The sequence below is a fragment of the Mesorhizobium sp. WSM4809 genome, assembly GCF_055811655.1.
Genome location: NZ_JBVVQW010000033.1, coordinates 1 through 24,862, shown reverse-complemented (window position 1 = coordinate 24,862; position 24,862 = coordinate 1). Strand labels below are relative to the sequence as shown.

Below are 24,862 nucleotides of genomic sequence, written 5' to 3'. Positions count from 1 at the left end.
TGACAGTTGAACAGCGCGAACCATATGGCTATTAAGCAACATAATGTATTGTCAAAACCGTGTTGTACGCCAACGTCATCGGGATCAACGCGATGCGGGCCAGCGCACCTTATCGGCGAGCGTTTGCCATGTCCAAGCTGGTCTGCACGCTGGCTCCCTTAATCATCATCGTCAGCGCGGCCGTCGGCGAAAAGACGAAGCCGATTTCCTCCTTTCCTCTTTTTCCGCTGGGCATCTCTTCATTTGCCGGAGCGAAACGATCTTACCTGCCGTAGTTGTTGCGTGGCGTGGATATCAATCATGATCTCCGCTTCACTCTCTATTAGGACGACGGCGTAGTCGCGCCGCGCACCTTGTATGCTGATTTTGCCCAGACGACAGTCTTCCAGCACACGCTCTGGCTCCCGCTCGGTTGCCGGGCCGTAGCCACCCCCCGACGGCATCTCGTGACTGAACAGGTCGTGCTTTTTCATTGGCACGGGTTCCTTGAGTAGCACCGGCAGCACGATCACATTGTCGCCCGAGATCAGGCGGTTCATCGACGGTTTGCCTTGACAGCCCCCGAAGAGGCCATGAGGCGGGTAGGCACGCTTGTCGGAACGGACGTTCAGGGTGGCTGCTTCTGCAAGGAGCCGATAATCGCGCTGGATGGCGAGCCCCCCTCTGCGGCGCCCAGGACCGCCTGAATCGGCAACGAAGCCGTAGTGTTCGATGCGGATTGGATAGGCCTGCTCGATCATCTCGATCGGCACGTTAGACTGGTTGGCGCCGATATGGGGCCCACCATCCAGCCCATCATTCACTAGGCTGGCGCCCCAGGTCCCCATCGCGGTTTCACAGAAGACGAATTGCTGGCCCCCATGCACGCCGGCGATGGTCGGCAGAGTCGAGCCACCTGAGCCGTCGGCCGTCACCCGATCGGGAGCAGCCTGCGAAAGCGCGCCGAAGAGGCAGTCGATCATCCGGTAACCAGTAATGCCGCGCGCGCCGCAGGGGGCCGGCGACACAGGGCGGACCACAGTGCCTTCCGGGGCTCTGACCTCGATGATCTCAGTGAACCCGTGGCAGTTAGGAACGTCCGTCTTCATCACGGAACGCAGGGCTGCGTAGGCACAAGCCTTGGTGAAGGGGAAGGTGGAGTTCACGCCGCCGGCGACTTGGGCAGATGAGCCGTCCCAGTCTACAAGGACCCGGCTGCCCTTTATCTCGACCCGAACCTTCAGAATGATCGGCTCGGGATCCTCGCCGATGCCGTCAATGTGATCGGTGAAATGATAGACGCCGTCTGGAAGGTCGCCAATCTCGGCTTCTGCCAACTCCCGTGCGTAGTCGTTGAGATCCGCTATGGCCTGCAGGACCGTACCGGCACCGTAGCGCTCGAAGAGACGCACCATCGCGCGCGCGCCCGTCGCTCCGGCAGCCATCTGTGCTTGGAGATCGCCGAGGACGAGATCGGGCGTACGCACGTTGAGCGCTATCATGTCCCACAAGGTGGTGTTGCGGCGCCCCCGATCCATCAGCTTGAGGACAGGGATGCGCAGGCCTTCCTGCCAGATTTCGTGAGCCCCAAGCGCATTTGAGCCCGCCACGATGCCGCCGACATCCGAATGATGCGCCAGCGTCGTTGCCCAGCCGCGCAAGGCATTTTCGTAGAAGATGGGGCGGACTACATAGATGTCAGGAAGGTGCTGGCCTGCCGCAGCATAAGGGTCGTTCATGATGAGCACGTCGTCCGGATGGACGTCGTCACCGATTTTGCCGGACATCGTCTGTAGTGCATCGTAGAAGCTGCCTAGATGCATCGGGGTGCATACGCCTTGGGCGATGGTACGCCCCCTCGCATCGCAGAGCGCCGTTGAGAAATCCAGAGAGTCCCGAACGATCTGGGAGTACGCGGTGCGGATGATCGTAAGGCTCATCTCCTCGGCTATCGTGTCGAACGCATTTTTGAATATTTCGAGCAGAAACGGGTCTGTCTTGCGGAGTCCCATCATGCGATCTCTCGCCGTAAATCGAGGACCAGATTGTCGAATTCGTCTCGGAAAACGGAAGCGTCTGGCGGCACAACCGTCGTCCCCTCATATTCTTCCACGATAATCGGGCCGGCCTGCTTCTCTCGCGTAATTTCAGCACGGCCCACGACAGCCGTCTCCATGAAGCCGTGGCTCTTTCCGAACCACACCAGTCTCGAAGTACGCGCGCTTGGCTGGAGCGCATGCCGCAGCCGATCGGGCACGACATGGCTCGGGTCGGACGCCCTGAGCCGCAATGCTACGATCTCGACCGCATTATGCTCATCGAAGCAGTGCCCGAATCGTCGCGCATGCTCGGCGTCGAAGCGAGCGCGTAGATCCTTGCGCGCCTCGGTAACCAGGCCATCAACATCGAAATCAATCGTTAGTTCGAATGCCTGCCCGACGTACCGCATTTCCACCTGGCGCGTACACTTGGCCTTACCGGAAATGCCCAAAAGGCGCGCCGCCCCACGCTCAAGTTGGACATAAGCCTGTTCGGCTGCGGAATCGTCGAGCTCATCCAGCAGCGAAACGAAGGCCGAGACGACTGCTACAGACCGTTCCGCCAGAAGCAGACCCACGGCACTGAAGACGCCGGCTGCGGGCGGAACAAATATGCGGCTGATCTCCAGGCTGCGCGCGATGGAGGCTCCGTGCACACCGCCGTTGCCTCCGAAAGCGAACATAACAAAATCGCGCGGATTGCGCCCGCGATACGTTGTTACCGCCTTGATTGCCCGCGCCATTATCGCATTGGCAACCTCGTGCACACCGTATGCGGCTTCATGCAGGGACATCCCGAGCGGGGAGGCGATCGCACGCTTGAGGGCTGCGCGCGACAGGCCGGCATCAATCCGCACAGTTCCACCAGCCAGGTGCCGCGGGTTCAAGAAGCCGAGCACGATATTTGCATCGGTGACAGTCGGCTCCTCGCCGCCGAGCCCATATGCGGCCGGACCCGGCGCTGCGCCTGCGCTGTCGGGACCGATCTTGATGGCCCTTGCCCGGTCCAGCCGCACAATGGAGCCGCCGCCGGCGCCAACCTCGGAGATGTCTATGACTGGAAGCTTGAGCGCGTATCCGCCGCCGCCGGCGACTGCCCCCGCTGTGCTCATCGAAGCACCGATCTCGTATTCTTCAGCGAAGATTACATCGCCATCCTCGATCAGCGAACCTTTCGCCGTAGTGCCACCCATATCGAAAGTTATGGCGTTGCGGATGTCCAGAAGACGGGCCAGATGGGCGGCTCCCACAACGCCCGCCGCCGGCCCACATTCGACGATCTGGGCTGGCATTTCCTTGACGGAAGCGGAGGAGATTGAGCCACCGGAGGATTGCATAACCGAGATGCGCGCCTTGCAGCCGGCTTCGGCGAGATCGGCCTCCAGGCTTTCCAAGTACCGCTTCACTGGGGGGCCAACATAGGCATTCACCACTGTCGTGCTGGTACGCTCGTATTCACGAATCTGCGGGAGCACGTCGACCGAAAGGGTTATGAAGCACCCGGGAAGCAGTTCCCGAAGCAGCGTGCCGGCACGCCGTTCGTGGTCTGGGAAGCGATAGGAGTGCAGGAAGCAGACGGCAACAGCCTCCGCCCCCGACTTTGCGATGAGCTCGGCAGCTTTGCGCACGTCATCCTCAACTAGTGGCACGATCACGCTTCCATCGGCTCCGACACGCTCACGAACTTCGAGCCTCAAGTCGCGTGTGACCAATGGAGAAGGTTTGACGTAGAGCGGTTCGTAGAGCTTCGGCACTCGGATGCGACGCAACTCAAGCACATCACGGAACCCCGCCGTCGTGACTAAAGCGACCCGGGCACCTTTGCCCTCCAGGATTGCGTTGGTAGCGACGGTACAGCCATGTGCCATCTCTGTGATTTCCTCGACCTCGAGATCACAGGCCGACGCGAGGGCTTTCGAACCCTCGATCACTCCCCTGGCATAGTTCTGGGGCGTCGATGGCACCTTAATCGTACTGAGCAGCCCGTCCTCGGCGATGAAAGCGATATCTGTGAAGGTACCGCCAATGTCGGACGCTAAACGCCAGCCTTCCATCGAATCCTCGCTGCTCCACCAATGCGGGCAGACCATAAAAAGGATGGGCCGATAGATGCAAATCGCAACTTGCGTTGGAGATCAATAAAGCATTTTTATCGACTCTGACGAGCCGCGTCCCTTCAGACAGACCATCGCGCTTTGGGTCAGCATCTCGGGAACTTGCGTGTCCGGCCCCTGCGGGTAGCAGACGGTGAAGCGGATATCGCCAAGCCTGAATTCGGTGTCGAGGACAACCAGATCGCCGGCGGCGACATCCTCCTCGATGGAGCCGAGGGGTACTGCGCCAATTCCCAAACCCTTGCGAACCATGAGAATGATTGTCTGCAGCGAGTTGATCGGGTTCAGCCTGGGCGAAATATCGAATTTGCGCAGATCGCGTAACAGCTCCTGATGCGGCCTGGTCATCCGCTCGAAGGTGAAGATGTCCGTGCGGTCGATTTCGGCCGATGTGAGTTTCCTGCCGTGCAGGCCAAGCGGCGGTGCTGCCGCAAATACCATGGGACAGTCGCACAGTAGATGGTTCACCATCTCGGGATTGGAAACAGGGCCAGCAATGAAGCCGATATCGATAGTTCTGGCCAGCAGCTCATCGCGCAGACGATAGGATGGGCCGATGTGAAGCTCGAACTCGGCGTCCGGATTCGCCGCGCGCAGGGCCGCGAGAAAGGGGGGGATCCAAATGACTGCCATTGTGTCTGATGCCCCGATCCGGATGACTCCGCGCAGCTTGCCTTTGCCGTAGCGCGTCAGGGCCTTCGCCTGGATTTCCAGCAGCTTCTCTGCACTCCGCAGAAAGCTACGGCCGTCCGGGGTGAGCGCAACTCGATGACCAGATCGGTCAAAAAGGTTAACGCCGAGCCGATCCTCCAAGGCCGCGATTCGCGCAGAAATGGCTGGCTGCGTGGTGTTTAGTTGCTCTGCAGCCTTGGCAAATGTCCCGAGCACCGCGACAAGGTAGAAGCTCTTGATCTGATCAAAGGTCATGATGGAGTCCTTATCTGACCGCATCGGCGGTTCGTGCGTCTCATGTCATTCGTCGACAGCCGTAAATGACTGCATCGACTGCGGAGGGCCGCGGCTTCTCGCCTGCAATCCTACTAGCGCGCGAGAATCCGGACATGTGCCGGATCCGGGATTGCAGCATGGCAGGAACGATCCTCTCGAATGCGAAGGCGACCCTCGGTCGCGGTGGAGTAGATCCGCACTGAGGGGACAATCGATTTTGTGCCGAGAAGCGCCGGAATGCCAAGCAGAAGGGGAGGCTATGGCTTGCAGGCTCGGTGCACAGGTGCGGTACAGGTCGAAGACAGTTGGAATATTTTAGATTACACCCCGGAAGTGTCGCAGTCGCCTTAACCGTGCGAGCCGACCGCCGACGCAGGTCAATCCAAAGCGGCAGCCACGAATTTTCTCTCAGCGCATTGAATAGCGGCAGAAGGTCGTCATAGACCCGACCATTGAGGTGGGCCAGTGCCGCGGAGATCCGGACCACTTCGGATCTCGATCCAGCACGCGCAAACCGCCAGAGCCATGGCAATAAATGAGGCGCGTGCTCGACCCGAATGGGAAGCGGCCCGAAGGGATCCAGCATCCAGAACGGCACTTTCTTCCACAGTCCGGGGACGGAGGCAGGTATCACTTCTGTTACGGCGATACCGCCAGCGTTGCCTCTAGCGAGGCTTTATCACCATCAGGGTCGCGGTCGACGAGTGTGACTGCCGCACCCGCCTGTAGCGCCTCGTAGGCAACACTTAACCCGACAATACCGGCGCCCACGAGAATGACGCTCACTCCACCCATTGCGTAAGCTTTCCTTTTCAGTGGACCGATGCCCGCGAACCCCACGCTTGAACAACTGTATCCAATCTACAATCGCTTGACAATGCGCTGTTAAGATGGTTTGAAAGTGAGGGTAAGCCGATCGCGGACTAATTTGGGAGGAGAAGCGCTTTGGAAGCCGAAAGAATTCACCGCGATTCAATCGTCATCGATGCCGTTGCACCGCTTCTCGATCGTAAGAAGTACGTGGAATCGTATAAAAAAGGTGGGGTCACATGCGTAGCTCCAACCGTTTCCGGAGGAAGTAGTTCTTCCCCAGAAGCTGCACTTCAATTGATCGGGAGTTGGCTTCGCTTTATTTGCTCCAGGGAAGATCTGAAGCTGGTGCGGAACGCATCCGATATTGAAGATGCCAAGCGGGATGGTCAGATGGGCATCCTGCTTCATTTCCAAGGAACAGGGCCGTTCGGAACTGATCTCAACCTCGTTGAGGCTTTTCAATCGCTCGGCGTCCGGATGGTGCAGTTGACCTATAACAAAAGGGATTATGTCGGCAACGGATGCGAGGAGGAGATCGACGAAGGGCTTAGCAATTTTGGCAAGAGCCTAGTAAGAAGGCTGAACGAAAACAGAATTGTCGTTGACTGCACCCATACCGGCTACAAGACCACCATGGATGCCTTGTCGCTGACAACGCAGCCGGCGGTTTTCTCGCACTCAAATTCTGCCGCCCTGTTTCCCAGCAAGAGGAACATCCAAGACGATCAGGCCAAAGCTGCGGCCAACACCGGCGGTCTTGTCGCTGTCACCGCTGTTCCGCAGTTCGTTGTGGCTGCCAATGGTGGCGCAGCGCGGCCCTCGCTGGACGATCTAATCGCGCATATCGATCACTTCGTCTCGCTCGTCGGAATCGATCACGTAGGCCTGGGTCTCGATTATTGGTGGGGCACTCCGCCTTTCTCCGATGTCGACACAGTGATTGAGATGTGGGAGTACTACGTCAGCGTCGGCATGTGGAGCCCTGCTGCTTATCCGCGCCCACCTCACTACAACCCGCCAGAAATCGAAACGCCTGAGATGCTCTTGGGAATGACGCAAGGACTTCTCCGCCGAGGCTATAGGGAGAGTGATGTCCAAAAGATTCTGGGGTTGAACTGGCTGCGTGTCTTCCGAGACGTTTGGGGGAACTGAGCAGGTGGATTTCGACCTGAAACACCCCAGCACACCTAGATCGGAACTAACCATGCCGCAGCAGCGGATGAGTAATGCCGTCCTGTCCGTTTCGAATCTGGTTACCTCCTTCCGACTGGGAGGGCGCTGGAGTCCTGTCGTGAATGACGTTTCGTTCCACATTGGCACCCGCGAGACGGTCGCGGTGGTGGGCGAATCCGGATCTGGCAAGAGTGTCACTGCGCTCTCGATCATGCGGCTCAATGCGCCAGGCTCGAGCAAGGTCGAAGGGTCGATCAGGCTTGGGGGCAAGGAGCTTCTCAACCTTTCAAAGGCCGAGATGCGCCGCATTCGCGGCAACGAAATTGCGATGATCTTCCAGGAGCCGATGACGTCACTGAACCCAGTGCTGACAATCGGCTTTCAGATCGCCGAGGCGCTGATCCTGCATCGCGGCCTATCTCGCGCCGAGGCCGAGGCGGAGACCATCCGCCTGCTGGAGAAAGTGCGCATCCCAGCGGCTACGTCTCGCTTCCACGAATATCCCCATCACTTCTCGGGCGGCATGCGCCAACGTGTGATGATCGCGATGGCGCTGGCCTGCAAGCCGAAACTGCTGATTGCCGATGAGCCGACAACAGCACTCGATGTGACGATCCAGGCCCAAATCCTGGAACTAATCAAGGAGCTTCAGGAAGAGGAGGGTATGGCGGTCCTCTTTATCACCCACGATATGGGTGTGGTCGCCGAGATCGCCGATCGAACGGTGGTGATGTATAATGGCCAGGCGGTCGAGGCCGGACAGACTGAAGACATCTTCAACAGCCCTAACCACCCCTATACGCGATCGCTGCTTTCAGCCGTTCCGAAGCTCGGCTCGATGAAAGGCCATAGCCGGCCCATGCGCTTCCCCGTCGTCGACCGCGCGACTGGCGAGTCCGATCTACCAGTTGAGGTGCCGGATACCGTCAAGCAGAACGAGCGCCCCGTGCTGGAGGTCATTGGCTTGACGAAGCGCTTCGAAATGCGCTCCGGTCTGTTTTCCTCGGTCAAAGGCCGGATCTATGCGGTCGAGAACGTCTCTTTCAGCATCAAGAGTGGTGAAACGTTGGCTTTGGTCGGCGAATCCGGCTGCGGTAAGTCTACAACCGGCCGCTCGGTGATGCGGCTGACGGAGCCACTCTCGGGCTCGGTTCTGCTCGACGGCGTAGATGTGCTCAAGCTTAGCCGGAATGAATTACGCCAGCACCGAAAGCGAATGCAGATGGTCTTCCAGGATCCGTTCGCATCGCTAAATCCGCGCATGAATATCGGCACTGCTATCACCGAGCCGCTACTGATCAACAATCTCGCCAGCCGATCGAAGGCAGGGGACAGGATTGCCGAGCTCCTGAAGCGCGTCGGTCTTTTGCCTGAAATGGCCAACCGCTTTCCGCACGAGTTCTCGGGTGGCCAACGGCAACGAGTCTGCATAGCTCGGGCGCTCGCGCTTGAGCCGCGGCTCATCGTGGCGGATGAAGCAGTCTCGGCTCTAGACGTCTCGGTCAAGGCACAGGTTATCAACCTGATGCTCGAACTGCAGGCCCGCATGGGGCTCGCCTACCTGTTTATCTCGCACGACATGGCAGTGGTTGAGCGTGTTAGTCACCGCGTCGCAGTGATGTACCTGGGTGAGATTGTCGAGATCGGACCGCGCGAAGCGATTTTCCAGAATCCGCAGCACCCCTACACGAAACGGCTGCTTGCGGCAGTACCAATCGCCGATCCGGCGCGGCGCCTGCAGAAACGACCGGCTTCAAACGACGAAATCAAAAGTCCGATCCGATCTGCCAACTACGTTCCACCCGTGCGCCAGTATCGCGAGGTCTCGCTGGGCCACGCTGTTATGATATGGGGCGAGGAGTGGGACAAGAAGGAAACGCCTTCCGAAACAAATTGACGGATGGCCAAAACATAATTGTTAGAAGGGGAAGTAAAATGACCGATATGTCCAATAGTAATACGCTTCCGCGCATCGTTCGACGCGCCACCATCGTTTCGTTGCTGGCTGTGACGCTTTTTGCTACCACAGCGATGGCGGATACACTTCGTGTGATTTCAGACCAAGGTCTGAAGACCGTTGATCCCATGGTAACAACGGCAACTTCGACGCTAGCGCACGCCTCTCTGATTTACGACAAATTGTTCGAAATGGACGAAAAAGGGGTTGTCAGGCCGGCGCTTGCGGACAAGGTCGAGAGCAGCGGCGACAAGAAGACCTACACAATTAGCCTTCGGGGGAACCTGAAGTTTTCGGACGGCACTCCCATAACGACTAATGATGTAGTTCAGTCCCTAAGGCGCTGGTCGTCGCGTGCTCAGATTGGGCAGATGTTGGCCGCCAGACTCAACCAGATGACCAAGGTTGATGATCTGACATTCCGGATAGAACTTAAAGAGCCTTTCGATGTTCCGACTGCCTTGGCCGGCACTACAGGCAATCCTCCGTTCATCATGCCTGCTCGGGTAGCTTCTATTCCGGCCACTGAGACCCTCACTGATGGCACCGGATCCGGCCCGTACATGTTCGACCTTGCGAAGTGGCAGCCGGGTCAGACGCGCGTCTACGTCAAGAACCCGTATTACGTCCCGCGGACAGATGAGCCAAGCGGCCGAGCCGGTAAAAAGGAGGCTGTCTTCGACGAGATCGATATGACGGATGTCCCAGATCCCAACACTGCGACGGCGGCAATGCTGACCGATCAGTACGACATCTGGCTGCAACCGCCGATGGACAATGCTCTCACCTTTAGGAACAATCCGAAGTTCGTCGTAGAAAACGGCATATGGTATTCGAATAACGTCCGCCCAAATGTCTCGAATCCTCCTTTCGATAATGTGAAGGGGCGCGAAGCACTTACTTATCTCATCGACCAGAAGGAGGTCCTCCCGCTGGAAGCTGGCGATCCGAAAATGTGGCGCGAGTGCTACGCAATCCTGACTTGCGGCGACCACTACGGTGATGAATCCGCCTATACAGAGCATCGCGGTAGGCCCGACTATGACAAGGCGAAGCAATTGTTGGCAGAAGCCGGCTATGACGGGAAGCCGCTCGTCATACTCGATCCGACGGACTATGCCCCGTATCACTCGAGGATGCTGTATTTGGCCCAGCAGTTGCGTAAGGCCGGTGCGCAAGTCGAACTCCAATCTATGGATTGGGCGACGTTAACGTCGCGTCGGACATCAAAGGATCCGGTCGCCAAAGGAGGCTGGAACCTAATGGGTTCGGGTATGGATGCCGCCGCCGCGTCGTCTCCAATCACGCATCTCATGCTTGCCTCCAACTGCGGGGATGCTTGGTTCGGTTGGCCATGTGACGAAGAGACCGAAAAACTACGCGCGGCATTTGTAAGCGCAACGAGCGAAGCAGATAAGAAAAAGATTACCTTCGATCTGCAGAAACGCGCATCCGAGTATTTGCCGTTCGTGCTGACAGGAGAATCCTCACAGCCCCTGGTCCGCAGAGCCGAAATCAAGGGTCTCGCAGCCGACGTAGCTGTCTTCTACTTCTGGAATGTTCGCCGGGCCGCCAATTAGGGGCCACATGGCCCGGACTTAGAGGCAATTATGATCAAATACACGATTACCCGGATTCTTTCCGTCGTTCCTGTAGTCTGGATAGTGACGGCGGTTGTATTCGGATTGACCTATCTAAGTCCGGGCGATCCGGCAGCGATCATGGCGGGTGACTATGCCACGCCCGCCCAGATCGAGGCTATTCGGGAACGACTTCAACTGGACGCTCCTGTATTCATCAGATACTTTCAATGGTTGCACGATGCCCTTGACGGCAATCTCGGTATATCGCTTTTCTCTGGGCAGCCCGTCGTGCGGCTTATCCTAACCAGGATTGAGCCGACGATCACGCTCGCGACAACTTCGACTGTGATCGCGCTGATCGTGTCAGTACCGCTGGGGCTGCTAGCTGCCCATCGACCGGGGACGGTGTTAGACCGACTCGTCCTCTTATTTTGTGTTGCAGGCATGTCGGTTCCCGCTTTTTTAGTCGGATATGTATTGATCTTTACCTTTGGGGTGTCCTTTGGTTGGCTGCCGGTCCAAGGCTTCGCAGGCGTCGATCAAGGAATTGGTGAGTTCGTGCGACACGTTATACTTCCTGCAATCATGCTTGGGCTTACTCAGACCGCTTTGGTGGCTCGTATCACACGAGCAAGCGCTATCGAGATTTTCAACCAGGATTTCATCCGGGTTGCGCGGGCTAAGGGCCTGAGTGAGTTTACTATTATCGTTCGGCATTGCCTCAGGCTGGTCGCTATTCCGATCGTGACAATTATCGGAACCTCATTTGCTACTCTGTTGGGCGGCGTTGTCATCACGGAGACAGTTTTTGCCATTCCTGGCGTCGGTCGACTTCTGGTCGATGCCATCCAGCATAAGGACATACCCGTTATCCAGGGTGTCTTGCTAATGAGCGCGCTAGTGTACGTTATCATGAACCTTCTCGTCGATCTTACGTACCCAGTTATCGATCGCAGGATCCAATATACCTGAGGAGTCGAGGAATATGACACTTAGCGAAATGACCAATCGACTGCCCTCGTGGAGGACTCTGCGCTTGCCGGGCGTAGCACCTATAGCCGTGATCATCATAGTCCTCGTTGTGGTAGCGTCCTACGGTGCCCCTTACATCACCAACGCGGACCCCCTAGCGATCGACTCTATGCTCAGGCTGAAGGCACCTAGCTATGAGCATTTCCTCGGCAACGACATGTTCGGGCGAGATGTCCTAGCCCGTGTGCTGTATGGCGGTCGAATATCGCTTGCGATCGGACTGGGAACTGCAGCATTGGCGATAACCGTAGGAACCGTCGTGGGCCTTGTCGGTGGGACCGGCAGATTGACCGACACGGTCTTGATGCGGTTGATGGATGGCATCATGGCCATACCGGGGATTTTGCTAGCTATTGCGTTGGCGACGATTTTTGGGAGCGGTATTTTCACCGTCATAATCGCCCTAGCTGTGCCCGAGGTACCTGTTGTTGCGCGCCTGGTCAGAAGCCTTACGTTGACTCTTCGAGAGCAAGTTTTCGTGGAGGCCGCGCAATCCTATGGAGCCGGTCCCGCTCGGCTGCTGTTCAAGCACATCTTGCCGAACGCATTGGCACCAATTGCAGTGCAAGCAACCTATATCTGTGGCTTGGCAATTTTGTTTGAGGCCTATCTCGGCTTCGTCGGCGTTGGTGTTCCTCCCGAGCATCCAAGTTGGGGCAATATCGTTGCCGAAGGACGGAGCGTTGTTCTGGTAGCGCCACACTTAATTTTATATCCGAGCGTGGTGATCGCAGTCGTCGTGCTCGCAATCAATCTCTTGGGAGATAGCCTTCGCGATATGCTCGACCCTCGCTTTACGCTACCTGAATAAGCCAAAGTCACTCCGATCCTCGGGGTCTTCTACGACATGCCGTGGAACGCCAGGCGCGAGTCCGGAACGACGCTTCGGAGGAACGTAAGCCAAAAAATGAAGGTTGAATGGCACCGCATGTGTTCATGTTCGGCGCCTCGCATCTTCTCCGAGCAGTGTGGTCTATGCCCGTTCATAACGACGAAACGACCATTCCGTGGCGTTCAAATCCGAGGAACGGATAATGTCTCTCACCCAACTTTCTGAACATCTGTGGAAATTCCGAGACACCTGCAACGTCTATGTTCTGAAAAGTGGCAGCAGGTGCGTCCTGATCGATACTGGCTCAGGGGCAATTATACAGCACCTTGCGGGTATTGGGATCGAACGTATCGACTGGGTCCTACATACACATCACCACCGGGATCAGTGCTGGGGAACGCGGATCGTTCAGGAGACCGGAGCACTAGTTGCAGTACCCGAATACGAACGTCACCTGTTCGATAATGCTGAGTCCTTTTGGCAGGCTCGGCGTATCTACGACAACTACAGCAACAGCAACACATTCTTCGCCCCAGGGGAAGATATTTGCGTGGATGCTATTCTCGAGGATTACAGCACCTTTGCTTGGGAAGAGTACGAATTCCGGGTGGTGCCGGCAAAGGGTCACACCTTCGGCATGATCACCCTCATTACAAATGTGGACGGAAAAAAGGTCGCCTTTACGAGTGATCTGATGACACGTGGCGGACGACTCTACCAACTTCATGCAATGGAGTATGGGTACGGAGATTTGCTCGGCGTCGAGTTCACGATGCAATCCATTCTTGCTCTCAAAAAGGAGCATGTCGAATGCGCCTATCCCTCGCATGGGGTGCCAATCACCGAGGTAGCCGCTGATGTTGGAAGACTCGAGTCGCGGCTTGAAGCGCTCGCAAAGACGGGTCGACTTTTCACGTCAGGCCGCAATAACGCATTCACCGACCAGCAGACTCTTCGCGAAAGCAAGTTGCAACGTATAAGCGATCATCTGCTGTGGGCGGGTCCCTACACTTGTTCGAACTTCTACATTGTGCTTAGCGGAGGCGGCCACGCGATGATGATCGACTATGGATTTGCGTCGGCGGCGCATCTCCATGCAGGTGCTGAGCACGATGGCATGCAGGCCCTGCGTTTCGTCGAGCATCATCTTGATCAGCTACGCGACGACTATGGAGTGCGGCAAATTGAACTTGTTATTCCCACGCACATTCATGATGACCATGTTTGTGGGATACCCTTTCTCCAACGCCATTTCGGCACGCACTGCTGGGCTCTCGATTGCGTAGCCGAAGTCATCGCGAATCCTGCTGCGTGGGCAAGTACGCCATGTTGCTTTCACAAGGCCATCGAAGTGCAACGGATTCTGCAAGATGGTGAGGCATTTCATTGGAGAGGAGCCGACTTCGAGGTTCATTACGCCCCAGGTCAAACCGAGTACCACGCGATCGTGTTCGCTATAATCGATGGCAAGCGGATCGTTTTTGGGGGAGACAATCTGTTCCTCTTCAATCCTAGATCCGGAGGGATTGGGCGCGATACCGTCGTCCAGTCTACAGTGATGCGCAACAGCTTCCAGTTGGAAATGCATCGCCGCTGCGCGAGCTTGATGCAAGCAATGAAACCTGAACTGGTGTGCCCCGGACACGGCGAACTTATTGCGATGGATCAGTCGAGGCTCGACGATTATACGGCCTACATTGAACGCAAGGAAGCCGCTTTCCGCGGCATAGTAGATGAACCCGCGGATCATTTTATCGATCTGTTTTGGGCACGAATGCTGCCATATGTTTCGGAAGTTCCGGCAGGCAGCGGGGTCACATACACGGTCAAAATCCGCAATAACTTGGAGCGCACTGCTGTGTACAGCGCTCGGCTTTTACCTGCATTTGGTTGGGCATCGCATGGAGAGGCCGAAAGCATCATGCTTCAACCAGGACAGAAGGGTCACATCATGCTTAAGGCCGCAGCGCCGGTTCAGGTCCATCGTCGGCGAACACTCATAACGGCTGAAATTCTTATCGACGGTGTATCGCAAGGACCCGTCTGCGAATCCCTCGTCTCAACGTTGCCGGCCTCTCCGACCGATAGAGGCGCTCGCTGATAAAGTGGAGGACGGCGCTTCCGTCCTTGCACTGCTTACACTTACCCGTTTGGCAGATCAAATCGATCGTCTGCCGCAGGCGAATTCGGCGCAGCCGCTGTCACATTGCAAGGATTCATTGATCATTGATCTCGAGATCTCGACAAATGCTTCTCTGTAATCCGTCTGTAATCCGTCGCGGCTCGTCCTTTTGCGGTGAGGATCGGCTCAGCCCGCCCGAGTGACCCTCGGATGTGCAATGTAGGACGAGGTACCTCATAGGTAGAGGCGGACACACGGTCTTACGCTTTAGCGCGAATGAGGGCCTCGACAAGTCTGTGACCTGTTCGGGTGATGTGACCTCTCATCAGGTCTATCACGCCGGAGTCGCGGATCTTGAACATAGCAAGAATCTGGTGATGTTCTAGGTCTGTGTCTTCAAAGCTCAAGGTCCAATCTGGATGGAGTCTGCGATAACGCTCTGTCTGGATGTTTATACTTTGAATCAGCGCCAACGTCTGGGAGCCTTCCGGTAGGAGATAGAGACTGCGGTGGAAGTCCCAGTTCAGAACCCCAACCTTCCCGATGTCCCTCTTACGATATGCGCCGCCGAGATCTTCCAATATTTGCTCGGAACGAGCCAAGTCTTCGTCCGACAGATAGGCTAGAGAGCGGCTCAATACGTCGCATTCCAGCATTGCTCTCAGCTCGAAAAGTTCTAGGACCTGTGCTGTCGGTAGTGATGTGACAATTGCACCCTTATGAATCTGGAATACGATCAGCCCAGCTGCTTCCAACTGTCGAAATGCCTCGCGAACAGGCATTCGGCTGCAGCCATATTCGGCTGCGATTGCTTGTTGGACTAGCGGGTCACCTGCCTTGAACTCCCCATTGAGAATCCGTTCGCGCAACGAGTCTGCCAACGCCTCAGGTAGACTCTGTCGTTCAAGGGGGTATTTCGAGTGCGGATACGTCTTTTTGAGCATATTCATTCCTCTCGGACAGCATCTCAGAACTAAGGCCGTTACCAACGGTTTGGGCGCAAGACGCCTAACGTTTGAAGGTAGACTGCCTCGCCACTCACCGGTCTCCCGGAAGGGTTGCTTTCCATCCCAGGCTGCAGAGAAGCACGATCAAAAATCGTGCCAGCCTCCAAGGGCATAGGAGCTCCTTGGCTATTGTGTTCGTTGCAGTAGCAGCTGTTCGACGATCCGCGCATCAGATGTATCCCTCCGGTCTGGCCGTCACCGTGGGGATACCATCAGATCGCGCTCCAGGAGATGGTCGATGCGGTGCGCGTCTCGTGTGGAACGGCTTGAGCGCGTGATCGAAGAGTTCATCCCGAGCCGGTCGCTGGCGCCGATCGTACGAGCGCTCCAGACATTCCGTGGGGTCGATCCGATTGTCGCCGGTGGCGCTACTGAGGTCGGTACCGCGACCGTTTTGAGAGCTCTCGCCAGCTCATGGGCGGTCCTGGCCTCGTTCCAAGCGAGCGATCGACTGGAGAGACAATCAGGTGCGGATTCCGACGTGAAGCCGGCCGCCATTCCGATCAAAGACCGGCCACCGTTCCGATTTGAAGCCGGCCACCATTCCAATCAAAAGCCGGCCAGTTTTCGGCACTGAAGATTACCTCCTGGGTCAGCAACTTTGGCATCAATCACCTCGCCATGAACGGGGACATTTTGATGCCGGCAAAGAGAAGGCTGACCATGAGACAATTGAGACAGATGCTGCGGCTTGCCGGAAGCGGGACGAGCTCCCGCGAGATTGCGGTCGTATTGGGGATAGCGCGCAGTACGGTGCAGGATAATTTGCAGCGTGCAGCCGCGGTTGGATTGAGCTGGCCCTTGCCGGGCGAGCTGACCGACGATGCGCTTGAGCACAAGCTCTTCAGTCGCAACGGCGTCAAACAGGGCACGCGACGACGCACGGAACCGAACTGGGCCGATCTTGCGGTCGAGCTCAAGAAGCCCGGCGTCACCTTGCTCATCCTGTGGGAGGAGTATCGAGGGTCGCATCCCGACGGTTATGGCTACAGTCGCTTTTGTGAACTTCTACGGGGATTTAAGCAGCGACTGTCACCGACGATGCGCCAGGAGCATGCGGCCGGCGACAAGGTCTTCGTGGATTATTCCGGCAAGAAGATTCCGATTGTCGATCGCAAGACCGGTGAGATCCGCGAGGCGGAGATCTTCGTGGCGGTGCTGGGTGCGTCCAGCTACACCTTTGCCGAGGCCACCTGGACGCAAACGCTCCCCGACTGGATTGGCTCGCATGTCCGGATGTTTCGTTTTTTCACGGCGTTCCCAGACTCGTCGTTCCCGACAATCTGAAGTCGGGCGTCAGTCGCGCCAGTTTCTACGATCCCGAGATCAACCGCAGCTACGGCATGATGGCTTCCCACTATGGCGTCGGCGTTCTTCCGGCACGGCCAAGAAAGCCTCGGGATAAATCGAAAGTGGAGAATGGAGTGCGTTTCGCCCAGTCCTGCATTCTGGGGCGCCTGCGCAACCAGACTTTCTTCTCGCTGGCTGAGGCCAATGCCGCCATTGCCCAGGCGCTCGATCGCATCAACGACCACGTCATGCGCCGGCTGGGCGTCAGTCGCCGACAGCTCTTCGAGACCGTCGAGCGCCCGGCTTTGGCCAGTCTTCCACTGGAGGATTACGAGTTTGCCGAATGGCGTTTGGCCCGCGTCTCGACGGATTATCATGTCGAGTTCAAGACCTTCTTTTATTCCGTGCCCCACAGCCTCATTCGTCAGCAGGTCGATCTGAGAGCAACGGCGCGCACCATCGAGATCTTCCACCGCGGCAAGCGCGTCGCGGTGCATCAGCGCCGCTATGGAGGTCCTCGCCATGGAACCGATCCGGATCACATGCCCAGTTCCCACCGGCGCTATGCCGAATGGACGCCGGAGCGTTTTCGGCGCTGGGCCACGTCGATCGGGCCGCAGACCGAAGGTCTGGTCATCGCAATTCTCGCCAGCCGTCCGCATCCCGAGCAGGGCTTTCGAACATGTCTGGGCATCCTACGTCTGTTTCGCGACATCGATCGCAATCGGGCCGAAGCCGTGTCAGCCCGCGCTGTCGAGATCGGTGGCCTGAACTGCAAGAGCATCGCTTCGCTCATCGCCAACCACAAAGCCGCACGCCATTCCACCGAACCAACCGCCATCGTCGATCACGCCAATCTGCGTGGCCCTGATTACTTTCATTGAGGAGATCCACCCATGCTGATCAATCCCACCATCGACATGCTGCGAGAGCTCGGCCTTTACGGCATGGCAACCGCTTTCCAGGAACTCGACGCACAGTCCGAAGTGCGTGGCCTCGAGCACGGCGAATGGCTTGCCATGCTGCTCGAACGCGAGGCGACCATGCGCCGCCAGAAGCGTTTCGAGGCTCGCGCCAGGGCTGCCAAGCTTCGCCATGACGCGCAGATCGAGAATGCCGACTTCCGCGCCGCACGCGGCCTCGACCGCAATTTGTTCATGGCGCTTGCCGGCTGCGGCTGGATCAGAAAGCATCACGGTCTTCTTGTCACCGGGCCAGCCGGCGTCGGCAAAAGCTGGCTTGCCTGCGCTCTTGGCCACCAGGCCTGCCGCGAAGACTTCTCAGTCGCCTACCACCGGCTTCCCCGGCTGTTCGCCGCCCTCGCGCTCGCAAGAGGCGACGGGCGATACGGCAGGATCCTCAAATCTCTTGCCAGGACCGACCTGCTGATCCTTGATGACTGGGGACCGGAAAAACTCAATGACGACCAACGCCGCGATCTCCTGGAGATCATTGAGGATCGCTACGAACGACGCTCAACCATCGTCACAAGTCAGGTGCCCGTGGATCGCTGGTGGGAAATTATTGCAAACCCAACTTTGGCCGACGCCATCCTGGATCGCCTCGTTCACAACGCCTATCGCATCGATCTCACCGGTGAAAGCATGCGAAAACAGCGCCCGCCAATCGTCCCCGAAAACACCGAAGCTTGACCTGAAACAAAACCCAACCCAAACATCAACGAGACCCAGGATCAGTCCGAAAACTGGCCGCCTTCAATCGGAAGGGTGGCCGGAATGAAATCGGAATGACTGGCCGGCTTCAAATCGGAATCGGTGGCCGGCTTCATCGGAATACGCACAATCAGGCGTGGCGGCATCACAGAAGGGCTCAGACCCGTCTGACGGCCCACTATCGAACGCTGGTCGCGCGAGGCAAGCGAACGACGGTGGTCCGCCGCAAGATCTGAGCGAACCGGACTTTGCGTTGATCGCCTGCCCGGGAGGTGAAGCGCAAGGCGTGATGCTGACGCTGTTGTGGCAGGAGTATCGCGCCGGCCACGCCTACAGCTTTTTCTGCGAGCACTTCGCCGCTTTCGAGCGCCGGACGAGCGCCACATTGCGCGGTCGGCATGCAGCGGGCGCGGTGATGCCGGGCAGACGGTGCCGGTGCTGGGTTCGGCCATGATGCCGTTCACAGCGTCGTTGTGAGTGACGATCGCCTCGACCGAGAGCTGGCCGCGGCGCCAGAGCACCGTTGCCCTTTCTAGTCCTCCTTGAGGAGATAAAAAGCATCGTTGATCACAAACCCGTCGAGGCCTGCTGCCCGGGCATAAGCTAGCAAATCGCTTGCACGATTGATGAAGCCGGTACCTTTGAAGTTCAAGGAGGTGTTGCAAAGAACGCCAATGCCAGTTTTCGCTTTGAAGGAAGTGAGCAATTGAAACAGGCATACGTTTTGATTCTGCGAAACGGTTTGGGCCCGTGCTGTGCCGTCAACATGGGTGACGGCTCTCAATCGGCTATCAAGAACCTTCTGAAACAGAAGCATGTAGGGCGACGGGCGAGCTAGATCGAAGTGGAGCGCGACGTCCTCTTCCAGGCAAACCGGCGCGATCGGGCGAAAAGCCTCCCGGTTCTTGATACGGTTTAGCCGCTCATGGGTTCCCTTTGAGAAGGGCGCGGCGAAAATTGACCGGTTGCCGAGCGCCCGTGGCCCTATTTCGCAATTCCCCTGTACCCAGCCGATCACCTTGTCGCTTAGCAACGCCGAAGTCACTTGCTCGTAGTCGAGTGGATGGACCTCGAGTCCGTTTAGGTCCATCTCGTCAAATATGAACGGCTGGCCGGAATAGACGTTCCACTTGATCTTCGCATGGCCTGTGAAATGCCGCATCGCGTCCACTGCGGTCCCGATCGCTGAGCCCGTGTCATTTGTGCACGGCGGAATGAAAACATCGGAAAAGAGGTTCGTCTCGATCCATCGGCGGTTCCACTCGCAATTCAATCCGCACCCGCCGGCAATAAGCAGCGGAAAACCCTTTGTCAGGTTCTTCTTCGCGAAAGCGTGGAACGAATCGAAGATGGCGTCCGAAACTCGCCTGGCAAGATTCGTGAACTTCTGATGGGTTACGCCAATATTGTAGTAGGGTGAATCCCGTAGATCCTCCTTGGGCATCGGGTACAGATCGCTAGGAAGCAGGAAGTCCATTAGCGCCTGCTCGTCGTGGTCGGCCGATCTGGTCTCCCCGTAGGCGGTAAGCGCCATTACTTTGCCGGCGTCTTCGATCCGCATTGATCCTGCGCTCGCATCTGCGAGCGCATAAAGGAAAGCGTATTTATGGCCGGGATACGCCATCACCTTTCCCCTATCCACGACGTTCAGGTGCTCATCGATTTCATAAAAATTGCCGAACCATCCTTCCCAGATCAGCACGTAACAGGGCATCCCGGCGGGGAATGGCGACATCCCGTAGCAGCTCCAGAGATGGGATCGCTCGTGCGTCGAGGAATAGAAATCCACCTTCCTGCCGAAGATGGTCCTCTCTCCGACAAGTTCCGACCCTGCGGCTATGCCGCCGTAGCCTGTCGCGTCGGAGACGTTGCGCGCTGACCCTGTCCTCCTCCACCCACCGAGAGCAATCACATCCGGAATCGCGTCTAGGCGTCCTACCGCTTCGAGGATAGTCGTCGAATTAACGGTCGAATATCTGGGAAAGCTGTCCTTCTCAGCCTCGTATGAATAAATCAGTTCGGCTGCTGATGCATCCAGTGCTGCAATTGTGCCATCATGGCCCGGTTTTAGCGACAATATTTTCATACTATACTCCACTGCCTGAAAACAGCAAATGCTGTAAGCGAAAGAGTATTCCTTTCTACCCGAGTTTACACCACTGGTACAATGATACAATTATGAAATTTAACGAAAACTATACGACGGTCATTTGCACTCTGTGACAGCCTATGAAAGATTGGATCGACCAACGATTGCCTGATGGGGGTAGGCGCCTGGGCAATGCAGGGCCGATGAATATGGGCACGGCACATTGGAAGGGTCATCGGGTAACGGGGGAGACCCGCTCGGCATTCAGGGCAGCGGCGGCCTAACGCAGTCGTCAGGGCGGCAGCACCGGTGGGGAGGACGCCATACGGAGGCTTGGTTTCATGGCAGGATCGTCGTTCCCCAGCAAGTAGTGTTGCTCGTATTTTTCACACTCCTGAAAAGCAAATTAGCAAATAATTAACACCATGTATCGCGCTGCTCGGTCCATATTCTGAAAGCGGTAAGAGAACTTCGACCGCCGATTCAGACCATACTCCTGAGAAAGCTCAATATGAAAACTGCTCGCATGTATGCGTTGACACCGACGCTTTCCGGTCTGCGCCGACCCTCGCGTTTTGGCGACGATAAAATGGCCGACGTAATCGCCAGGACATTTCACACATTTCCAGCAAATCCGGCAATCCGCACGAATGGGAGAGACGATATAACTTATAGCGAATTACAGGCGTCGAGCTCCAGTCTCAAGGGACAGTTCGAGGCCATGGGAGTTCGCCCCGGTGATGCCGTCATTGTTAAACTGCCCCGATCTGTCGAATTTGTGGCGGTCATTCTTGCCACTCAAATGTTGGGCGTTGCTTTCGTGCCTGCCGATCCTTCGGAGCCGGCCGAGCGACTGGAGAATATAATTTTCAAAACGAATGCCAGTGCCGTCGTGAGCTTTGATCGAAATGGTTCGCTTCGCGTCGAGCCAATTTCACGCGTGGGCACCAACTCTGGGTTCAAAAACATCTCTTATATCATGCACACCTCGGGGAGCACCGGAGTTCCGAAAGGCGTACCAGTGTCCCAGGCGGCTCTTCTGAATTTGGTCGACTGGTATATCGACATGATTGATTTCTCAGAAAAAGCAAGCATCGCGCAGCTTTCGCGGCCAGCATTCGATTTCTCGATCCCCGAGTTCTTCGTACCCTTTGCGACCGGTGGAACAATCGTTTTGCCCGCAACACAATTGGCAACGCAGCTCATCCAAACAATCGAGTTTCTAATTCAGAGCGGAACAAATGTCATTCAGATGGTTCCAACAATACTGCAGACATTCCTCGGAACTCTTGACCGTCTTCCATACCTGCTGAGGCAGTTCACTGAACTTAATTTTGTGGTCTGCGGGGGGGAGGCGCTGCCAGACTCACTTAGGCGACGGTTTTACTCAATGTTCCCCAACACGAAGCTAATAAACAGCTATGGGCCGACCGAATGCTGTGTTGCCGTCAATTACTACTATTGCCCTCGTGGCGAATTGGATCTCCCGATGTTCACCGGAAAACCGGTATGCAACATGGACTTCTTCGTTCTGGACGAGAATCTGTGCAACGTGGGATTTGAAGTCGAGGGGGAGCTCTGGATAGGAGGACTGCAGACGTCCGAAGGCTATGTGGCTGACCGACGTGAAACTGAACTGCACTTCGTTCCTCACATGACGGCGAAAGGCGAGCAAGTGCTGTACCGCACTGGTGATTATGTCGTGGCATCGGAAGAACATGGATTGCGGTCCATCCGAAGGATGGACGATCAGACCAAATATCGAGGAATGCGACTGGAAAAAGGGGAAATTACCAGTGCCATAGACCGGACGGGCCTGTGCGCGGATTCTGCAGTAGTTGTGGTAGATAGGGACGACGGGATGGGCCAGGACTTGGTCTGCATGGTGACGCCCGCGAGCGCCGACGTGGATGACCTTGCTCGAAGGCTGGCGGATGCGCTGCCGAGCGATCGGGCCCCAAAGCTCGTTGTGACTGTCGATGCGCTTCCTTTTACTGCCAATGGAAAACTTGACCATGTCGCCCTTCACAGAATTGCCAATGAGGCGCTTGGGACGAAAGTAAAGCGCGACGTAGCTCCCAGGGATCGGGCCGGGATGCCGTTGGACCTTTTGCTGGAAGCGGTGAACGCTGTCACGGGAAGGTCCGTTTTACCCAGTTCGAAAGCTTGGGAATGCAACATCGATTCACTGATGTTCCTCGAAGTACAGCTCAAGTTGGCCGAATGCGGTCTGATGTTCCGAACTGACGTCCTTGGAGAGCAAGATTTGTCGCTGGGGGAGTGGGCAAGTCGAATTGGAACGATCAACGGCAGTGGATCTCAAGGGATCGGCGCCGCGGGCAAGACCGGGCGGGCTGCCAAACTTCGGGGCGAGCTGGCCACAATTGTGGAACACATTGAAAGTCAGACCCCAGGCACGGTTGTGGTGCACTCATCGCTTGCAGCAATGAGGAATGTAACTGCGACCGAGGTTTCATCCATTCTGCTCGAGGCAATAGACCGTCTCGCGGCGTCAACCACGGTTATTCTGCCGTCGTTCACATTGAGCTATTGCGCCACGAAAAAATTTCATTTGACAGAGACGAAGTCCGAAACAGGTGTGCTGGCCGATCTTGTAATGCGGAGGCTCTCTGCCGGGCGTACAAAACATCCTGCTTATTCAATGGTCGTGACCGGTCCGAGAATGCGCGAACTGTGCGAAACGGAGTGGTGGAAATGCACCCCATTCGGTGACGACTCCATATTTGGGCTCATCAGCCGGGTTGGAGGGCTGATCATGGGTATCGGGACGGCGGTTGCTACGCATGTTCACCGCTGCGAAACGATGGCACGTGTGCCATATATGAAGACGATCGACATCGAAGGCATCGTTGACTTCGGAATGGGGCCGATTACCGCGTCATCGTCCGTGTACGTCCGTGATGTCGCCGGAAGGCCGGAGTTCAAGTTTCTCGAACGGAATGTAGCTCGCGACGTTCAGGAGCTGAAGGACGTTACGCGTGACTTCGCGCTGGCGGGAACCTACGCCAGGCTAATCAACGTAAATGACATGGAGACCGTGTTGGTTCGTGCAATGTGCCATGAACCCTATGGTTTTCTCGGTGAAGCGGCGCGGGAACAGGCAAAACGCGCATATCCATAACTCTAGACGTATAGGTCACTTTCTTGGAAAACAGCTGGAGGTTGAAATGGCGACGCGGATATTGGGTATGGTCGAGCTTGATCAAACGCGGTTGGCTGCCGATCTTGCAACCTTAGCGAAAGCAAATTTTCCAGCCACATATTCGGATTTCTCCTGCGGGAAGTGGGAGGCCTGCATGCTGCGCAACCAGTCGGGGGTGCAGGAGGAAGATAGTGTGGTCACCCACGGCACCCCAGCGGTAACAACGCCTCTGGGCCGATCTCTACCCTACTTGAACGAACTCCTGGACACATACTTTGACACTAGTTCCATGCGTTACGCCCGAATCGTACGTATATCCGAGAACTCGTGTATTATACCTCACCGTGATTACTTGGAACTGGAGGGGAACTTTGCAAGGGTTCATTTAGTTCTAGATACAAATGAAAGATGCGCGAACACGGAAAAGGATCGAATCTTTCACATGAGCCTGGGCGAGATATGGTTTCTCGATGCGAGTGTGCCGCACAGCGCTGGGTGCTTCTCACCAACGCCACGGGTGCACCTAATGGCCGACTTCGAGGGGACTCGCCTTCCCGAACAGATTGTGCGTAAAACCGAAGAGCCGGTGACGGGAAATGCTATGGTTGATACTCGAAAGGACTGGACAGATGAAACACTTGGTTGCGTACTGGGACTTTCTGAAATTATAAGCGAAGCCAATTACCGCGAGATCGTCGCTATTTTGGCAAAGATTCACTTCTTTTACAAAGTCGACTGCCAAGCTATGTATAGCTGGCTTAGGGAACTGTGTCGGCTTCGTGGTGACCCAGTGCTTATCGAGAAAACCGACAAACTTGAGCGATTTTATCTTGTTGATCGTGCACCTGGCGAGGTCATGGTTTATTAACGTCGCTGTGATTGAGCGGTCCCTCGTCGAGCATCTGGACCTGAGCTGGTTGTTGGGAAGCCAAGTATCTTCGCACTTTTGCCGGGTACACGGTGTCTACGCGGCTGACATTGCCTCTCGCCACCTAATGGAGGTTCGCCTGAGGTGGCCTGCTGTCGGTTGTTCGCACACCAGGTTAAG

Annotated in this window: 16 protein-coding genes and 3 pseudogenes; 13 read left to right on the top strand and 6 right to left on the bottom strand. The window is 56.6% G+C overall.

The genetic code is table 11. From position 1 onward, the window contains the following. The first annotated feature begins 62 nt into the window (after positions 1–62). Positions 63–275, top strand: coding sequence for a hypothetical protein (locus AC0L24_RS33065; RefSeq protein WP_473564971.1), 213 nt, complete (start codon positions 63–65; stop codon positions 273–275). On the opposite strand, the gene AC0L24_RS33060 is transcribed toward AC0L24_RS33065, so the two are convergent. From AC0L24_RS33060 to AC0L24_RS33045, 4 genes are all read right to left on the bottom strand, one after another. Then, a complete protein-coding gene (locus AC0L24_RS33060; RefSeq protein ID WP_473564970.1) occupies positions 240–1,994 on the bottom strand; it encodes a hydantoinase B/oxoprolinase family protein in 1,755 nt (584 codons plus the stop codon). The genes AC0L24_RS33065 and AC0L24_RS33060 overlap by 36 nt on opposite strands. After that, on the bottom strand, positions 1,991–4,072 hold the full coding sequence (locus tag AC0L24_RS33055) for a hydantoinase/oxoprolinase family protein (protein ID WP_473564969.1): 2,082 nt from the start codon (positions 4,070–4,072) through the stop codon (positions 1,991–1,993). Before AC0L24_RS33055 ends, AC0L24_RS33060 begins: the two co-directional genes overlap by 4 nt. Positions 4,073–4,153: 81 nt before the next feature. Then, complete coding sequence (locus AC0L24_RS33050; RefSeq protein ID WP_473564968.1) at positions 4,154–5,059, bottom strand: LysR family transcriptional regulator; 906 nt, start codon at positions 5,057–5,059, stop codon at positions 4,154–4,156. Between the two features lie 660 nt (positions 5,060–5,719). Then, positions 5,720–5,875 carry an FAD-dependent oxidoreductase gene (locus tag AC0L24_RS33045; protein WP_473564967.1) on the bottom strand — a complete coding sequence of 52 codons (156 nt, stop codon included), beginning with the start codon at positions 5,873–5,875 and terminating at the stop codon, positions 5,720–5,722. Between the two features lie 150 nt (positions 5,876–6,025). Between AC0L24_RS33045 and AC0L24_RS33040 the strand changes: the two genes are divergently transcribed. From AC0L24_RS33040 to AC0L24_RS33015, 6 genes are all read left to right on the top strand, one after another. Beyond that, positions 6,026–7,045 carry a dipeptidase gene (locus AC0L24_RS33040; RefSeq protein ID WP_473564966.1) on the top strand — a complete coding sequence of 340 codons (1,020 nt, stop codon included), beginning with the start codon at positions 6,026–6,028 and terminating at the stop codon, positions 7,043–7,045. Between the two features lie 67 nt (positions 7,046–7,112). After that, positions 7,113–8,963 carry an ABC transporter ATP-binding protein gene (locus AC0L24_RS33035; RefSeq protein WP_473564972.1) on the top strand — a complete coding sequence of 617 codons (1,851 nt, stop codon included), beginning with the start codon at positions 7,113–7,115 and terminating at the stop codon, positions 8,961–8,963. Positions 8,964–9,001: 38 nt separating this feature from the next. After that, positions 9,002–10,603 carry an ABC transporter substrate-binding protein gene (locus AC0L24_RS33030; protein ID WP_473564965.1) on the top strand — a complete coding sequence of 534 codons (1,602 nt, stop codon included), beginning with the start codon at positions 9,002–9,004 and terminating at the stop codon, positions 10,601–10,603. Between the two features lie 30 nt (positions 10,604–10,633). Continuing rightward, entirely contained in the window at positions 10,634–11,578 is a 945-nt protein-coding gene (locus tag AC0L24_RS33025; RefSeq protein WP_473564964.1) for an ABC transporter permease, read from the top strand. Positions 11,579–11,591: 13 nt separating this feature from the next. Beyond that, positions 11,592–12,449 (top strand): ABC transporter permease, encoded by an 858-nt coding sequence (locus AC0L24_RS33020; RefSeq protein ID WP_473564963.1) that lies wholly within the window; start codon positions 11,592–11,594, stop codon positions 12,447–12,449. A gap of 223 nt (positions 12,450–12,672) precedes the next feature. Continuing rightward, positions 12,673–14,571: an MBL fold metallo-hydrolase gene (locus tag AC0L24_RS33015; protein ID WP_473564962.1), complete on the top strand. Its 1,899-nt coding sequence runs from the start codon at positions 12,673–12,675 to the stop codon at positions 14,569–14,571. Positions 14,572–14,852: 281 nt separating this feature from the next. Here the strand turns inward: AC0L24_RS33015 and AC0L24_RS33010 are convergent, their stop codons facing one another. Further along, complete coding sequence (locus AC0L24_RS33010) at positions 14,853–15,536, bottom strand: GntR family transcriptional regulator (protein ID WP_473564961.1); 684 nt, start codon at positions 15,534–15,536, stop codon at positions 14,853–14,855. A gap of 273 nt (positions 15,537–15,809) precedes the next feature. On the opposite strand from AC0L24_RS33010, the pseudogene AC0L24_RS33005 reads away from it, so the two are divergent. The 4 genes and pseudogenes from AC0L24_RS33005 to AC0L24_RS32990 form a co-directional block, all read left to right on the top strand. Further along, positions 15,810–16,091, top strand: a pseudogene (locus AC0L24_RS33005) (transposase); the annotation flags it as partial. Between the two features lie 171 nt (positions 16,092–16,262). Beyond that, positions 16,263–17,773 (top strand): annotated as a pseudogene (gene istA / locus AC0L24_RS33000) (IS21 family transposase). Between the two features lie 12 nt (positions 17,774–17,785). Next, positions 17,786–18,541 carry an IS21-like element helper ATPase IstB gene (istB, locus tag AC0L24_RS32995; protein WP_473564960.1) on the top strand — a complete coding sequence of 252 codons (756 nt, stop codon included), beginning with the start codon at positions 17,786–17,788 and terminating at the stop codon, positions 18,539–18,541. Positions 18,542–18,776: 235 nt separating this feature from the next. Then, positions 18,777–18,980 (top strand): annotated as a pseudogene (locus tag AC0L24_RS32990) (IS21 family transposase); the annotation flags it as partial. Between the two features lie 114 nt (positions 18,981–19,094). On the opposite strand, the gene AC0L24_RS32985 reads toward AC0L24_RS32990, so the two are convergent. Continuing rightward, positions 19,095–20,648, bottom strand: coding sequence for a carbamoyltransferase C-terminal domain-containing protein (locus tag AC0L24_RS32985; protein ID WP_473564959.1), 1,554 nt, complete (start codon positions 20,646–20,648; stop codon positions 19,095–19,097). Positions 20,649–21,162: 514 nt separating this feature from the next. On the opposite strand from AC0L24_RS32985, the gene AC0L24_RS32980 reads away from it, so the two are divergent. Together AC0L24_RS32980 and AC0L24_RS32975 are read left to right on the top strand one after the other, a co-directional pair. Beyond that, positions 21,163–23,793, top strand: coding sequence for an AMP-binding protein (locus tag AC0L24_RS32980; protein WP_473564958.1), 2,631 nt, complete (start codon positions 21,163–21,165; stop codon positions 23,791–23,793). Positions 23,794–23,839: 46 nt separating this feature from the next. Further along, positions 23,840–24,682, top strand: coding sequence for an aspartyl/asparaginyl beta-hydroxylase domain-containing protein (locus tag AC0L24_RS32975; RefSeq protein ID WP_473564957.1), 843 nt, complete (start codon positions 23,840–23,842; stop codon positions 24,680–24,682). Positions 24,683–24,862 lie beyond the last annotated feature (180 nt).